Source organism: Haloprofundus marisrubri (genome assembly GCF_001469955.1).
GTDB classification, from domain to species: Archaea; Halobacteriota; Halobacteria; order Halobacteriales; family Haloferacaceae; genus Haloprofundus; species Haloprofundus marisrubri.
In genome coordinates this window covers 417,252-432,037 of record NZ_LOPU01000029.1, presented here as the reverse complement: position 1 = coordinate 432,037, position 14,786 = coordinate 417,252, and the positions used below count along the sequence as shown (strand labels likewise).

The window sequence follows — 14,786 nt, the reverse complement described above, 5'->3', positions numbered from 1 at the left end:
CACATCAACCTACCGCCACGTGTGACCTGACGCCGTGTGCCGCCCCGACTCGGAGCCTCTCAGTTCTCGTGCGCATCGACCAACCGGTCGACTGCATCTTCGACGCGGTCGATGACTTCTTCCGGCGATTTCGTCGCGTCGACGCGGACGAAGCGGTGTTGTTCGGCGTCGATGAGTCGCTCGTAGTTCGCGCGGACCGACGAGAGATACTCGGCTTGCTCGAACTTGTTCGTCGCGCCGCTTCGTGCCGCCGCTGTCTCCGGGTCGATGTCGAAGTAGATGGTCGCATCCGGCGGACGGGTGAACGCGGCGTGGATGCCGCGAACGTACTCCAGCGGCCGATTTATTTCGGACTGTTGGAGTTCCACTGCTTGGTAAGCGTATCTGGAGTCCGAGTAGCGGTCGGAGATAACGAGTTCGTCGTCGGCCAACGCAGGGCGAATCACCCGCGAGAGGTGGTCGGCGTGGTCGGCCGTGAACAGAAACAGCGAGGCCAGCGGGTCGGCGTCGTCGTCGCGGATGGCGCGGTTGACCGCGTCGCCGTACCACGAGTTCGTCGGTTCGCGGGTGAAGACGGCGTCGGGATGGGAGTCGTGTAGCGCCTCCCACACCGTCGTCTTGCCGCTGCCGTCGAGGCCCTCCAGCGTGATGAGCATGTCCGGGTGGAGTCGGTGGCCGCGCTTAAACGTTGATAGCTCACCGCGTCGGCGATGGCGAGTGAAGACGACCGGGAAATCGACGGCGTCGTCGGGGTAGAACGGGCGACTGCAACGGAATAGCGCGGTAGCTTTACGTTCTGTTAGACCGACAGTATACGTATGAAAGTGCTCGTCGTCGGCGGAACTGGGTTCGTCGGAACGCACCTCGCAGCGGAACTGCTCGAACGCGACCACGAGGTAACCGTGCTGTCACGCAGTCCCGAGGACGACGACCTGCCGCCGGGCGTCGAAACCGCCCGTGGCGACGTCACCGCCTACGACTCGATGGAAGGCGCGTTCGAGGACCAAGACGTCGTCGTCAACCTCGTCGCGTTATCGCCGCTTTTCAAACCCAGCGGTGGCAACGACAAACACTTCGAGGTCCACCTCGGCGGGACCGAAAACGTCGTAAAAGCCGCCGAGGCCCACGGTGTTCCGAAACTCGTCCAGATGAGTGCGCTCGGCGCGGACCCGAACGGTCCGACGGCGTACATCCAGTCGAAAGGCCAAGCCGAAGAGGTCGTACAGAACTCCGACCTCGACTGGGTCATCTTCCGACCGTCGGTCATCTTCGGTGACGGCGGCGAGTTCGTCCCCTTCACGAAGAAACTCGCGCCGCCGTTCGTCACACCGCTTCCCGGCGGCGGCAAAACAGGGTTCCAACCCATTTGGGTCGGTGACATCGCGCCGATGCTCGCCGACAGTGTCGAAGACGACGACCACGTCGGGCAAGTGTACGAAATCGGGGGTCCGGAGAAGTTGACGCTCGCCGAAGTGGCGAAGAAAGCCCACGGTGCGGAGGGTCGCTCCGTGAACGTCGTCCCGGTGCCGATGGGGCTGGCGGGCGTCGGTCTCGGCATCGGTGGCAAGATACCCGGGTTCCCGATGGGGGCAGACCAGTACCGGTCGCTGAAGTTCGATAACACGACGAACGACAACGACATCGGCGCGTTCGACAGAGACGAGAGCGACCTGAAGACGCTCGAAACGTATCTGGCCGAATCGTCGCGGTGAACACCCGGTAAGCACGCGGTAACCACGGCTTACTTTCGATATTTTACGCGTTCTGGTCGACCAAGAATTCAGTGTCGCCCCGTCTTTTCACTCTTCAGACGTTTCAGTCATTCTCGGTGTTACAAGCCCGGAAACAGCCGTCTAAACGGGTTCAATCGGTCAGTAAGCCCCTGTTACTCCTCGGATTATGACACACTATACCATCCCTGAAAGTCACAGCTAACTGACTTTCTACCATCATAAGGCTTATATCGGATTTCGTATTGGCTTTTACACAATGACGAGGGGAGCGAAAGCATGAAATTGGCAATGATCGGCTTCGGGCAAGCCGGTGGAAAAATCGTCGACAAGTTCGTCGAGTACGACCAGCGTCACGGCAGCGACATCGTCCGGGCAGCGGTGGCGGTCAACTCCGCGAAAGCGGACCTGATGGGACTCACGAACATTCCACAGGAACAGCGCGTACTCATCGGACAGTCGCGCGTCAAGGGTCACGGCGTCGGCGCGGACAACGAACTCGGCGCGGAAGTCGCCGAGGAGGACATCGACGAGGTACAGGGAGCCATCGACGGGATTCCGGTCCACGAGGTCGACGCCTTCCTCGTGGTTTCGGGTCTCGGTGGCGGCACCGGCAGCGGTGGCGCACCAGTGCTCGCAAAGCACCTCAAGCGCATCTACACCGAACCCGTCTACGGTCTCGGCATCCTCCCGGGCAGCGACGAGGGTGGCATCTACACGCTCAACGCCGCTCGCTCGTTCCAGACGTTCGTCCGCGAAGTCGACAATCTGCTCGTCTTCGACAACGACGCGTGGCGGAAAACGGGCGAATCGGTGCAGGGCGGCTACGACGAGATAAACGACGAAATCGTCCGTCGCTTCGGCATCCTCTTCGGCGCAGGCGAAGTCAGCGCGGGACAGGAAGTCGCAGAGAGCGTCGTCGACTCCTCCGAAATCATCAACACGCTCTCGGGCGGCGGCGTCTCCACCGTCGGCTACGCCTCCGAGTCCGTCGAGGAGAAGCAGTCGGGCGGACTGCTCTCGCGGTTGACCGGCAACGGCGGCGGCGACGACACGCTCGACACCGCACACACGACGAACCGCATCACGAGTCTCGTCCGCAAGGCGGCGCTCGGCCGACTGACGCTGCCGTGTGAAATCGAAGGCACCGAACGCGCGCTGTTGGTTATGGCTGGTCCGCCGCGGCATCTCAATCGGAAGGGAATAGAGCGCGGCCGCAAGTGGCTCGAGGAGCAGACCGGCAGCATGGAAGTCCGTGGTGGCGACTACCCGGTCACCGGTAGTGGCTTCGTTGCGAGCGTCATCCTGCTGTCGGGCGTGACGAACGTCCCCCGCATAAAGGAGCTCCAGCAGGTCGCCATCGAGGCGCAGGACAACATCGACGAGATAAACCGCGAGAGCGACGACAACCTCCAAAATCTGGTCAACGATGACGAGGACGAACTTGAATCGCTCTTCTAAGCTCGCGGCGCTCGTCGCCTCCGTGTTCGTGCTCCTCTCGGCGGTGGCCACCCCGGTGGCCGCCGTCTCCGTCGCCGAGGAGAACGTGCCGTCGGAAGCCGAGGTCGGCGAGCAGGTCAGCGCAACGGTGACGCTCGACGAACTGTACCAGAACCCGCAGTGGAACACGTGGTCGGTCGCCGGTCAGACGAACCTCACCGACGTGACGTGGACGGTCACCTACTACGACCAGACCGGTTCGAAAGTCGGCAGCGACGAGTTCGACGGGCAGAACTTCACCGGCGCGTCGGTCAACTCCGACGACGGCATCAGCGAAGTCGACGTGAAAGTCACCGGCACGGTGCCGGACGTGACCGAGTTCGACTACGAGGACGAACAGCAGTTCCTCCTCATGGGTCTCTCGCAGACGCGCGACGGCGGCGCGAGCAACCCAATCAACACGTGGAACGCCCACCACTACACGGCCGAGAGCGCCGAGGCACGCGAAGCCATCGCTAACGCCGAGAACGCTATCAGTGAAGCCGGCGGCGCTGACACCCAACAGGCCGAGCAGTCGCTGACGCAGGCGATTCGAGCGTTCAACGGCGAGAACCCCGACTTCGACCTCGCCACCGAACTGGCGACCGAAGCCGAGAACCAAGCCGGGTCCGCCCAGCAGTCGAGTCAGACGATGCAGATGGCGATGTACGCCGTCGGTGGCCTCGTCGCACTGCTCGCTATCGTCGGCGGTGTGTTCTGGTACCGCTCGAACCAGACCACCTACGATAAACTGGGATAACCCCCTTCTCTTCTCTATGGCCGTTCTCGTTCCCTACGCAGCAGCGCGTCCGAAGACGCGTCTGTCGGATTTTCTCGATTCCCCCGAGCGAGTCTCGTTCTCGCGAGCGATGCTCGCCGACGTCGTCGACGCCGTCGTCGATTCCGGCGGCAACCCGACAGTGTTGGCGACCGAACCGGTCGAACTCGACGCCGACGCGACCGTCGAGGTGGACGACCGACCGCTTTCGACCGCCGTCAACGACCGACTCGCGGCGGCGGCCGACGACGGAGACGACTCCACAGCGGTCGTGATGAGCGACCTCGCACTCGCTACGCCACGAGTGCTCTCTCGGTTCTTCGACGCCGACGGTGACCTCGTCGTCGCCCCCGGTCGCGGCGGCGGGACGAACGCACTCGTCGTCCGTCATCCCGAGTTCCGCGTCGACTACCACGGCACGTCGTATCTCGACCACCTCCGCGTCGCCCGCGACATCGGTGCCAGCGTCCGCGAGTTCGACTCGATGCGGTTGTCGACTGATATCGACGAACCCGAAGACCTCGTCGAGGTGTTGCTTCACACCGACGGCCGCGCACGCGACTGGCTCCTCGACGCCGGGTTCACCGTCGACGTGCGGAAGGGCCGCGTCGGCGTCCGGCGCGAACGTTGAATCCGGCGCGAACGTTGAAGTACGAGAACGCGACCACCCCTCGGTGTGACCTGATAAGCGGCCGCGAGGGCGTCTGAGCGGGCGTGCGGCGAACCTCTCGTGGCGCGAAGACGAATCGAGACGCCGCCTGTTCGCCAAATCAGCCGATGCTACGAATTTGCTCGCGGATTGCCGAGGAGTGATACGCTTTTGTCCGGCGGCGTTCGAGGGCCGGACGTGTTTCCCGCGGCCGACGAGTACGACGTGGACATCGCCGTCGACGACGACGAGGTAGAGCGCCTGCTGTCTGTGACGCCCGAGGACGTCGAAGCGGCATCGGCGCTCACCTACGCGCGGAACGTCTTTCTCCCGCTGACGACCGCGTGTCGCTACACCTGCACGTACTGCACCTACTACGACGTGCCGGGGCAAGCGACGCTCATGTCGCCCGACGATATCCGAGAGACGCTCCAAATGGGTGCCGACGCCGGGTGTACGGAGGCGCTGTTCACGTTCGGCGACAAACCGGACGCGCGCTACGAGGCGATTCACGAGCAACTCGACGCGTGGGGGTACGACTCGATTCTCGACTATCTCTATCACGCGTGCGAAATCGCGCTCGACGAGGGCTTGCTACCGCACTCGAACCCCGGCGACCTCACCGAACCGGAGTTCGAGCGACTGCGCGAGGTCAACGCTTCGATGGGCGTGATGCTGGAGACGACCGCAGACGTTGCCGCGCACTCGGGAACTCGTCGGAAGACGCCGGGACAGCGACTCAACACCATCCGCGCCGCAGGTCGCGCGAACGTTCCGTTCACGACCGGACTGCTGGTCGGCATCGGCGAGACGTGGCGTGACCGCGCCGAGAGCCTGCTCGCTATCCGCGAACTCCACGAGCGTCACGGCCACGTCCAAGAGGTCATCGTCCAAAACGTCGTCCCGAACGAGCGCTCCGACTACGAGACGCCGAGCGTCGAAACCATGCGGAGAGTCGTCTCGATGGCGCGCGTCGCGCTCCCTGCGGAGGTGTCGGTACAGATTCCGCCGAACCTCTCGCCGGCGCGTGACCTGCTGGACTGCGGTGTCGACGACCTCGGCGGCGTCTCACCCGTCACGGACGACTACATCAACCCCGACTACGAGTGGCCTGCACTCCGAGAACTCCAAGATATTGCCGCCAACGGCGACGTACCGCTCCGAGAACGACTCCCCGTCTACGACCGGTTTCTTCCCTCCGGACTCGGAGAGTCGGGATACGAGAGGTCGAACGGTTCCAGCACGTCGCAGGCGGCCGCGGAAACGGAGTGGCTCTCTGCTCATATCCACGGCGCGCTTCGGGCCGACGACGAAGCGGGACGGCGCTATCGAGCACAGCTTTCCGGGTAGCGGGAGGCACGTCTCCTCACGTCGAGCGGCGAGCGACGACTGAACGTGGATATACGTTTTACGGCTGGAAACGGTCTCAACGCGAGATTTACCCCCGAGGAATAATGATGCGAGATGACGAACGTAACAGCGCACTATGTCGCTTCAGGCAGTCGACTCAGTCGTTTTGCAGACGATACCGATAGAAGGACTCACACTCGGGGCACTGATTCAGCAGTACGTCGTGCCGGCGGTGCTGTTCGTCGTCGGCGTCATTGCGACGCTGATTCTCGGGCGGTTGGTTCTCGTTCCGCTCGTCGAGAGAGTTCTCCAGCAGCAGGGCCACGACGAGACGGTCCAGAGCCTCGCAGACAGTGTGATGGGAGCGGTCGTATGGATACTGGCGCTGGCTGTCGGCCTGATGCTCGCCGGCTTCGGCACCGTCATCGCGGCACTCGGCGTGTTCGGCGGTGCAATTGCACTCGCCGTCGGCTTCGCCGCCCAAGACCTGCTCGGTAACTTCGTCGCCGGAATCTTCATTCTGAAAGACAAGCCGTTCGAGGTGGGCGACTGGATAGAGGTCGGCGACATCACGGGCCGCGTCGAGGATATCGACCTCCGGGTGACGCGCGTCCGAACGTTCGACAACGAGCGAATCACGGTTCCGAACGGTGAACTCGCCAACAATCCGCTGACGAACCCCGTCGCGTACGACCGCCTCCGCCAGCAGTTCGTCTTCGGTATCGGCTACGGCGACGACATCGACCACGCCAAGGACGCGATTCTCGACGAGGTCAGAAACGTCCCGGAAGTCATGTCCGACCCCGCGCCGGACATCCGCGTGACCGAACTCGCGGACTCCTACGTCGGTCTCAACACGCGTTTCTGGGTGGCCGACCCGAACCGAGCGGACTTCGTCAAGATTCGCTCCGAGGTCGTCCAGAACGTCAAGGAACGTCTCGACGCCGAAGGTATCGATATGCCGTACCCGTACCGGCAACTCACCGGAAGCGTCGACCTCGGCGGCGAACTGACGACGGAGCGAGCGCAGCCGTCCGCGGACGACTGAGCGGCGCAGTAACTCCTTCGCTCCGCGTTCCGTTCTGTTAGCTCACTCCGCTAACCACGGCGCGAGGTCTGGGACTCGTTTTCTGACCGCCGCGTAAACGACAGCGACGACGAGCGTCGCCGCGGTGAGCGTCCGAACCGGCCCGGAGAAGAGAACGAGGCCCGGAAGCGAGAGCAGCACTGTCAACAACAGGTCCTCCGGCGACCCGTCCCAGCGGACGAGACGCTTCGGCGGAAGCCACCGGCCGAGCGGGTGGACGAACACCGCGTGCTGAGACGTATTCTCCCACGGTCGGAGTTCGTTGCCGCCGCAGAACCAGTCGGCGACGGAGTGGACTGCTGCGGAGAGAAAGAAGAAGAACGCCGCAATCGTCGCCATCGACGGGGAGGCGGCCGCGAGCACGCCCGCCGGAAGCACGAGACCCCAGTAGTAAACCGGGAAATGCAGCGTCTTGCGGTGTTCGCCGGCGAACAGGTCCAAATCGGGAAACACACCGCCGGCCATCGCGGCGAGTGCGACGGTCGGCGCGAGTTCCGGTGCGAGGACAGTGAGCGGCGTGGCGATGACGACACCTGCTGCGATGTGGGTCGGACTCATCATCGCGTAGCGACCCTCACTGTTTTTGCTCCTGCTGGTCGAGCATCGGCGTCCCGTCGGCACGAGGGCCGAGCATCGGGCCGTGCGGTCCGTCGTCCGGGTCGAGACGACGCGTCGTCCGGTAGTCCGTCGAACGTTCGACCGGCGGACGACCGATGGCCGACAGCATCTCGACGTAGTCGTCGAACGACCGGAACTCGCCGTACTCGCCGCCGGCACGTTTCGTGATTTCTTCGGAGAGAATCGTCCCCATGAAGTCGTTCGCGCCGCAGTTGAGTAGTTTGAGTCCCTTCGCGTTACCGTACTTCACCCACGACGACTGGACGTTGTCGACGTTGTCGAGGAACAGTCGAGACACTGCTATCAGGAGTTCGTCCTCGGCGTCCGTCGCCCCGCCGGTGACGACGCCGCGTTCGTACAGCGGGGTCTGCTGGTGGACGAACGAGAGCGGGACGAACTCGGTGATGCCGCCGGTTCGGTCCTGGAGGTCACGGACCTCCTTGAGATGCATGACGCGGTGCATCTCGTTTTCGACGTGACCGTACATGATAGTCGCCGTCACGTCCAATCCGACGGAAATCGCGCCCTCCATCGCGTCCACCCAGCCTTGTGAGTCGATTTTGCCGGGACAGATAACGTCTCGCACCTCGTCGACGAGGATTTCGGCGGCGGTGCCGGGCGCAGAGTCGAGGCCGGCGTCGCGGAGTTTTCTGTACACCGACTCGTAGGACCAGTCAGTACCGCGACGGGCGTGATACGCCTCCTCCGGCGTCATCGAATGGAGATGAACGTCGCCGACGCTCATCGCATCCATCTGTTCGAGATACGTACCGGGGTCCGTCTCGTACCTCTCGGGCGGTTTGTAGTTCACCGTCCGCGCGGCGTCGTCGTAGCCGCGGAGAATCTCGTGGTGTTCGTCGTCGAGTGCGAACCCCGGATGAAGCCCCGAAACGGAGGTGACCTCGTAGATACCCATGTCGAGGGCGTCTTCGACGACGGCTCTCGATTCCGCGGGAGTTTTGGTGAAGCCCGCATGGTCGATTTCGGACTCCGTCTCGAAGGCGTGTGAGCTGTTTTTGAAGTTACAGAACAGACAGCCGGTGTTGCACGCCGTCGTCACGTTGTTGTTCAGGTTGGCGACGAACGTCACGTCCTCGCCGACGACGTCGGCGCGGCGGCGGTTCGCAGCCTCCAAGACGAGTTCCTTACGCTCGCGGTCGATTTCTCGATTCTCGGTACCGGTCGTCAACAGTTCGACGCCGTCGTCGACGGTGAGACGCTCGCCGCTTCGGGCTTTCGCCAGCGCGTTCTCGAACGACTGGTCCGTCTCGGGCACGTGCTCGAACTCGAACGCCCTCGGCCCGGTCGGACCCACTCCGGCGTCCGGCGCTGGCGCGTCACTCATACTACGGCGCAACGCGGCGACGGGTAAAAGTGAGGTGGTCATCGGCAATCCGAGAGCGAACATCGCCCTTCTCGGACCGAAGCGTCGGGGCGAGCGCGTAGTTTTATGCTGTGGCTGGTTCGTGTCACCATATGACATATGACTGTTCGTTTCTCGGCGAACTCGACCTCGATGGCGACGTCTCGTTCGGTGACTCCCACCGTGACGGCCGAGCGGGCGACTGGGGAACGCCCGACGAGGAGAAGGTTCGCCCCGACGCCGTCGTGTGGCCGGGTTCTACGGAAGACGTTTCCAAGCTATTGGCCGCCGCGACAGAACGCGGCGTCCCGGTGACGCCGTACGCCGCCGGCACCGGATTGGAGGGGAACGCGACGCCCGTCGAAGCGGGAATCAGTCTCGATATGACCCGCATGGACGAGGTTCTCGACGTTCGACCCGAAGATTTCCAAATCGACGTCGAACCCGGCGTCATCGGCTCTGCCGTCGACGAGGCCGTCGCTTCACACGGACTGTTCTTCCCGCCGCTTCCCTCCTCCGGGGAGTTCTCGACGGTCGGCGGCATGGTCGCCACCGACGCCAGCGGCATGAAGACCGTAAAGTACGGCGAGGTGGCCGACTGGGTGCTCGAACTGGAGGCCGTTCTCGCCGACGGCACAGTGATAAAACTCGGCAGCAAAGCCGCCAAAACCTCCAGCGGTTACAATCTGAAAGACCTCGTCGTCGGCAGCGAAGGAACCCTCGCCGTCGTCACACGGGTGACGCTCCGACTCGCGGGCATCCCCGCACAGAAGCGCGCCGGACGGGCGGTGTTCGCGTCGTTGGACGACGCCACTGCCGCCGTCGCCGACGCGGTCACCTCGGGCGTCGACGTGGCGACTATCGAACTGCTCGACGAGACGAGTACGCGGATGGCGAACGCGTACTCCGATACTGACCTTCCGGACGCACCGACGGTGTTCTTCGAGTTCCACGCCGACCACGGCGTCGACGAGGAGGTGGCGTTCTGCCGCAGTCTCTTCGAGAGCAACGGCGCAGAGCGATTCGAGGTGAGCGCCGACGACACCGAGATGGCCGAACTCTGGCAGGCGCGAAAGGACCTCGCGTACGCGGTTCAGTCGTGGGACCCCGACCTCCGGCCGCTGCATCCGGGTGACGTGACCGTCCCTATCAGCGCCTACGGAGAGGTCGTCAGTTATGCCAAAGAACTCGCTGCCGACCGGGGTTTGATTATTCCGTGTTTCGGCCACGCCGGCGACGGCAACGTCCACTACTCGGTGCTCGTCGACCCCGACGACCCCGAGTCGGTCGAACTCGGCGAGCGAACGTACAGCGACATCGTCCACCGAGCGCTCGAACTGGGCGGGACGGCGACTGGCGAACACGGCATCGGCCTCGGCAAACGCGAGTATCTCGTCGCCGAACACGGTGAGGCGGCAGTGCGGACGATGCGAGCCGTGAAGGACACGCTGGACCCGACGGGGACGTTGAATCCGGGGAAGATTTTCCCCGACGAGTGAGGCGTCGGTAGTCCGTGGCTATCGGCTCTCTCTCGTCTTCAGTCGTGAACGAGCACGTCGAGAACGTCCGGACCCTCGCGCGAAATCGCCTCGCGAACCGCCGCTTCGATGTCGTCCGGTGAGTCGACCAACCGCCCCCGAGCACCGTGGCTCTCGGCGTTTTTCGGAATGTCGACCGCCGGGTCGAAGTCCATCCCGACGAACTCGTAGTCGTCCTCGTCGCCCCCGAACAGGCCGAGCGTGTTGTCTTTCAGAATGCGGTAGTTGCGGTTGTCGGAGACGACGACGGTCAGGTCGAGGTCGTACCGGGCGGCCGTGTAGAGCGTCTGCGGGTAGTAGAGATACGAGCCGTCGCCGACGAATCCGAGCACGGTTCGGGGGTCGTCTCGTTGGCTCTCGGCGAGTGCGGCACCGACCGACGCGGGAAGCCCGTAGCCGAGACCGCCGCCTTTGTTCGAGATGTACTGTTCGGGTGCGAGCGGCCACCGCGTCAGCATCGCGTACTTCGAGGTGACGCCCTCGTCGACGATGTAGGCGTCCGGGGCGGCGGCGCGAATCGCGTCGACCAACTCGGCTTTCGACGCGCGCGGGTCGTCCGTTTCCTCCCCTTCGCCGAGCGAGCGCATTCGCTCTTCGGCCATCTGCTTCATCATCTCGACCCGTTCGAGGCGGGCCTCACGTTCCCCGTCGCTCACACCCTCTCGGACTCGCTCGGCGAGTTCCGCGGCGATGTGGCCGAGGTCTCCGAGCACCGTCGCGTCCGCGGGGTGGTTCTTGCCGAGTTCCCATGCGTCGGGGCCGAGATGGATACACGTCGCGTCCGCGGGGACGAGGGGGTTCTCGTGGCGCGTCAGCGTCGTGTGCGTCGAGATACCCGCGAAAATCAGCGTATCCGTGCTCATCAGCGTCGACGCGAGACCCTCGTCCGGGGGGACGTACGACACCCACTGCGGGTGGTCGCCGGGGAAGTTCACTTCGCAGGAGAGAATCTCGCCGTGGACGCGTGCGCCGGTCGCTTCGGCGAATTCGACAACGGCGTCGATTGCGTCGGTTCCCGCTCTGGCGACTTCGTCGCCGACGACGAGGACCGGGTTGTCGGCCTCGGCGAGCAGTTCGGCGGTGCGGTCCAACTGGGTCGGGTCGCCGCGTCCGGCGTCGGGAATCGGTCCCAATCGCTCGGGTTCGGCGTCGGTTTCGGTCATCATCACGTCGAGCGGAAGCGCCAGAAACACGGGGCCGGTCGGCGGCGTGAGCGCCACGCGGAACGCGCGCCGGAGCATCGTCGGGAGCGCCGCCACGTCGAGCACTTCGTCGGACCACTTGCAGAACTGGTCGGCCAGTTCGCGGAGGTCGCCGGACAAAATCGGTTCCTCGTGGCGGAAATCGGTGCTGTGATTGCCCGCAGTGACGACGAGCGGTGCGCCCGCGACGCTCGCACCGTAGAGGTTGCCGAGGCCGTGGGCGAGTCCGGGCGTCACGTGGAGGTTGACGACGCCGACCGGCAGGATACTCGAATCGTGGTGGCTGTGATATCGGCGGGTGCTCGCGTAGCCTGCGGCCGCGCCGACGGCGACGTCCTCGTGGAGACCGAGTACGTAGTCGAGGTCGCTACCTTCCAACGCCTGCATCACCGGCAGTTCGGTCGTCCCGGGGTTTCCGAACAGGTGTGTGATGCCGTACTGTTCGAGTGCGTCGACGAAGAGGTCCGCTCCGGTGTAGCTGTCGGCCATACTGTACGACGCGCGGTCCCGCCGCTAATAGACTTGGGTCGTGTGAACGTAGCACGACCCTCCGAGTGTTTTAGAGTGAAGAGGCGACCAGACCGCCCGATGCGCTGACGAACCGCCGCGAGTCGGTCGAGGCCGGTGCGCGACGCGCCGCTCGCGGAGACGAAACCGTCGCCTGTTCGCAATCTGGGGTAGCGGAGCGGAAGCGACCTCACATACGGCCGGTGTGTGTATTCGAGACACAGCACAATTGTGCGCATTTCGAGCCACGCCTGTTCGAGAATCAACACAGAAGTGAAAATTACTTACCGTGCGCCGCCGCGTGTTGAGCTATGACGAGCGTCAAGGAGTTCCGCGTGGCCGAGGAACCGACTGTAGACTCGCTCGGACGAGGGAGTTTCGTCTTCACCGACGACTACTCCGTGTTCGACTGGGGGAAGATGCCCGACGAGATTCCGGGGAAGGGTGCGAGTCTCTGTACGATGGGCGCGTACAACTTCGAGTTGCTCGACGTGAACCACATCCCGACCCATTATCGAGGGGTCGTCGAAGACGGCGAGGAACGTGAACTCGGCGAGACGACCGAAACGCCGCGCGAGATGGCTATCGACCTCGTACAGGTCCCGAACCTCCGCTACGACGAGGGGTACGACTACGAGGGGTTCTACGACGCCGTCGGGAACAACTACCTGATTCCGCTCGAAATCGTCTTCCGAAATACGGTTCCTGTCGGGTCGAGTCTTCGCTCGCGCGGGGACCCGGCAGAGTACGGCCTCGACTACGACGAGTGGCCAGACGAAGTCGTCGACCTTCCCCAACCGGTCGTCGAGTTCTCCACGAAGTTCGAAGAGCGTGACCGCTACCTGTCGAGAAAGGAGGCCGACGACATCTCCGGTCCGGCCGATATCGACCGTCTCGAAGAACTGGCGCTGGCGGTCAACCACATCCTCACCGACCGTGCCGAACGCACGGGACTGGTCCACGAGGACGGTAAAATCGAGTGTCTCTATCACGACGGCGCTATCAAAGTCGCCGACGTCGTCGGCACGTTCGACGAGAACCGCTTCAGCTACGAGGGCCAAGAGATGTCGAAAGAGGTCGTCCGCCAGTACTACAAGCGCGAGCATCCCGACTGGGTCGACGCCGTGAGCGAGGCGAAAACCGAGGCGGACCGACGCGACGACCCCGACTGGCGGGCGCTCTGCGAGACAGAACCGCCGGCGCTCCCCAACAGCGTCGTCGAGACGGTGTCGCAGATGTACGCCGCCGGGACGAACCGGTACACCAACTTCGACTGGTTCGACGCGCCCGACCTCGACGAAGCAGTCGATACCGTTCGGTCGCTGTAGCGAGACACAAAAAGAAACGTGGCGTCAGTCGTCGCTCGGGTCTGACGGCTCAGCCGATTCGACGGGTTTCTGCAGGGACTGCGGGAGTTTTCCGTCGACGGGACGGTCCGGGTTCGCCGCTTGTGCTTCCTTCGTGAGACCGAGTTGGTAGTCGATATCCTCGCTGTCGCGGAGACTCGTCCGGCCGCGGTGGACCGTCAGTGCCCCGTCGAGGTGGAGTTTGACCGCTTCGAGCAGCGCATCGGCTTCGAGCGGTTGGCCGCGCTCTTTGATGTCGTCGACGGAGGCGTCGTCGGGGACGTCGAAGGCGCGTTGGGTGATGACAGGTCCTTGGTCGAGGTCCGTCGTCACGTAGTGAGCGGTAACGCCCGCGATTCTGACGCCGCCTTCTTTCGCCTGTCGGTAGGCGGCCGCTCCGGGGAACGAGGGGAGCAAACTCGGGTGGATGTTGATGATGCGGTCCTCGTAGCGGAAGACGACGTTCGGCGAGAGGATGCGCATGTAGCGCGCGAGAACGATGACGTCGACGTCGTACTCGTCGAGTAGTTCCAGTAACTGGGTTTCGTCGGCTCCGCCCTTCTTGTCGCCGATGTCGTGGAAGGGGACGTTGTAGTGGTCCGCCAGCGGTTCGAGGTCGTCGTGGTTCCCGATGACGACGCCGATTTCGGCGTCGAGTTCGTCGTTGGCCCACGCCTCGAACAGTGCCTCAAGACAGTGGCTCTCCTTCGTCACGAGCACGGCGAGTCGTTTCGTCTCGCGGTCGGTTGGGAATCGAACGCGAATCTCGACGCCGAGTTCGGACGCGAGGTCGTCGAGCGCCTCCCGGAGCGTCTCGGGGGTACACACCATCTCAGTCGTGTCGGCGTGCAGTGTCATCCGGAAGATTCCCTCGCGGACGGCCTGGTCGATATCCTCGATGTTGATGCTGCGGTCGAAGAGAAGCGAAGTGATACGCGCGACGAGGCCCGTCTTGTCCTCGCCGATGACAGTAATTTCGGTCAGCTCACGGGTCATACTCTCATCACCAAGGAACCGGGAGTGAACACGTGGTAATGTGGAGCATAACTGAGGATACGTCTTCCGTTCGTGGCAACAACCCGGGCGAGAGTGAATCCGTTACCACGTCGCTAGAGAGGCCATCTCTCCCGAATCCGTCG

General features: G+C 63.7%; 13 protein-coding genes. 8 read left to right on the top strand and 5 right to left on the bottom strand.

Translation table 11 applies throughout. The annotated features are described in order from the left end of the window. Positions 1-59 precede the first annotated feature (59 nt). Positions 60-656 carry a dTMP kinase gene (gene tmk / locus AUR64_RS12560; protein ID WP_058582290.1) on the bottom strand — a complete coding sequence of 199 codons (597 nt, stop codon included), beginning with the start codon at positions 654-656 and terminating at the stop codon, positions 60-62. A gap of 162 nt (positions 657-818) precedes the next feature. On the opposite strand from tmk, the gene AUR64_RS12555 reads away from it, so the two are divergent. The 6 genes from AUR64_RS12555 to AUR64_RS12530 all read left to right on the top strand — a co-directional run bounded on the left by AUR64_RS12555 (position 819) and on the right by AUR64_RS12530 (position 7,034). After that, positions 819-1,712 (top strand): complex I NDUFA9 subunit family protein, encoded by an 894-nt coding sequence (locus AUR64_RS12555; protein ID WP_058582289.1) that lies wholly within the window; start codon positions 819-821, stop codon positions 1,710-1,712. Between the two features lie 297 nt (positions 1,713-2,009). Beyond that, the gene (locus tag AUR64_RS12550) at positions 2,010-3,191 is read left to right on the top strand and encodes a tubulin/FtsZ family protein (protein WP_205628404.1); all 1,182 of its coding nucleotides are present in this window, start codon (positions 2,010-2,012) and stop codon (positions 3,189-3,191) included. Beyond that, positions 3,160-3,969 (top strand): hypothetical protein, encoded by an 810-nt coding sequence (locus AUR64_RS12545; protein WP_058582288.1) that lies wholly within the window; start codon positions 3,160-3,162, stop codon positions 3,967-3,969. The genes AUR64_RS12550 and AUR64_RS12545 overlap by 32 nt, the downstream gene beginning before the upstream one ends. A gap of 16 nt (positions 3,970-3,985) precedes the next feature. Beyond that, positions 3,986-4,618, top strand: coding sequence for a 2-phospho-L-lactate guanylyltransferase (gene cofC / locus AUR64_RS12540; RefSeq protein WP_058582287.1), 633 nt, complete (start codon positions 3,986-3,988; stop codon positions 4,616-4,618). A 216-nt stretch (positions 4,619-4,834) separates the two neighbouring features. After that, a complete protein-coding gene (gene cofG, locus AUR64_RS12535) occupies positions 4,835-5,986 on the top strand; it encodes a 7,8-didemethyl-8-hydroxy-5-deazariboflavin synthase subunit CofG (RefSeq protein WP_058582286.1) in 1,152 nt (383 codons plus the stop codon). 136 nt (positions 5,987-6,122) lie between these two features. Further along, positions 6,123-7,034 carry a mechanosensitive ion channel family protein gene (locus tag AUR64_RS12530; protein ID WP_058582285.1) on the top strand — a complete coding sequence of 304 codons (912 nt, stop codon included), beginning with the start codon at positions 6,123-6,125 and terminating at the stop codon, positions 7,032-7,034. Positions 7,035-7,076: 42 nt separating this feature from the next. Here the strand turns inward: AUR64_RS12530 and AUR64_RS12525 are convergent, their stop codons facing one another. Both AUR64_RS12525 and cofH read right to left on the bottom strand, forming a co-directional pair. Further along, positions 7,077-7,634 carry a hypothetical protein gene (locus AUR64_RS12525; protein ID WP_058582284.1) on the bottom strand — a complete coding sequence of 186 codons (558 nt, stop codon included), beginning with the start codon at positions 7,632-7,634 and terminating at the stop codon, positions 7,077-7,079. Between the two features lie 13 nt (positions 7,635-7,647). Next, complete coding sequence (gene cofH / locus AUR64_RS12520; RefSeq protein WP_058582283.1) at positions 7,648-9,036, bottom strand: 7,8-didemethyl-8-hydroxy-5-deazariboflavin synthase subunit CofH; 1,389 nt, start codon at positions 9,034-9,036, stop codon at positions 7,648-7,650. Between the two features lie 131 nt (positions 9,037-9,167). On the opposite strand from cofH, the gene AUR64_RS12515 reads away from it, so the two are divergent. Then, positions 9,168-10,553, top strand: coding sequence for an FAD-binding oxidoreductase (locus tag AUR64_RS12515; protein WP_058582282.1), 1,386 nt, complete (start codon positions 9,168-9,170; stop codon positions 10,551-10,553). A 38-nt stretch (positions 10,554-10,591) separates the two neighbouring features. On the opposite strand, the gene AUR64_RS12510 is transcribed toward AUR64_RS12515, so the two are convergent. Beyond that, complete coding sequence (locus AUR64_RS12510; protein ID WP_058582281.1) at positions 10,592-12,283, bottom strand: thiamine pyrophosphate-binding protein; 1,692 nt, start codon at positions 12,281-12,283, stop codon at positions 10,592-10,594. A gap of 329 nt (positions 12,284-12,612) precedes the next feature. On the opposite strand from AUR64_RS12510, the gene AUR64_RS12505 reads away from it, so the two are divergent. Then, entirely contained in the window at positions 12,613-13,629 is a 1,017-nt protein-coding gene (locus AUR64_RS12505) for a phosphoribosylaminoimidazolesuccinocarboxamide synthase (RefSeq protein ID WP_058582280.1), read from the top strand. A 24-nt stretch (positions 13,630-13,653) separates the two neighbouring features. Here the strand turns inward: AUR64_RS12505 and AUR64_RS12500 are convergent, their stop codons facing one another. Next, positions 13,654-14,643, bottom strand: coding sequence for a formyltetrahydrofolate deformylase (locus tag AUR64_RS12500; protein WP_058582279.1), 990 nt, complete (start codon positions 14,641-14,643; stop codon positions 13,654-13,656). Positions 14,644-14,786: the final 143 nt, after the last annotated feature.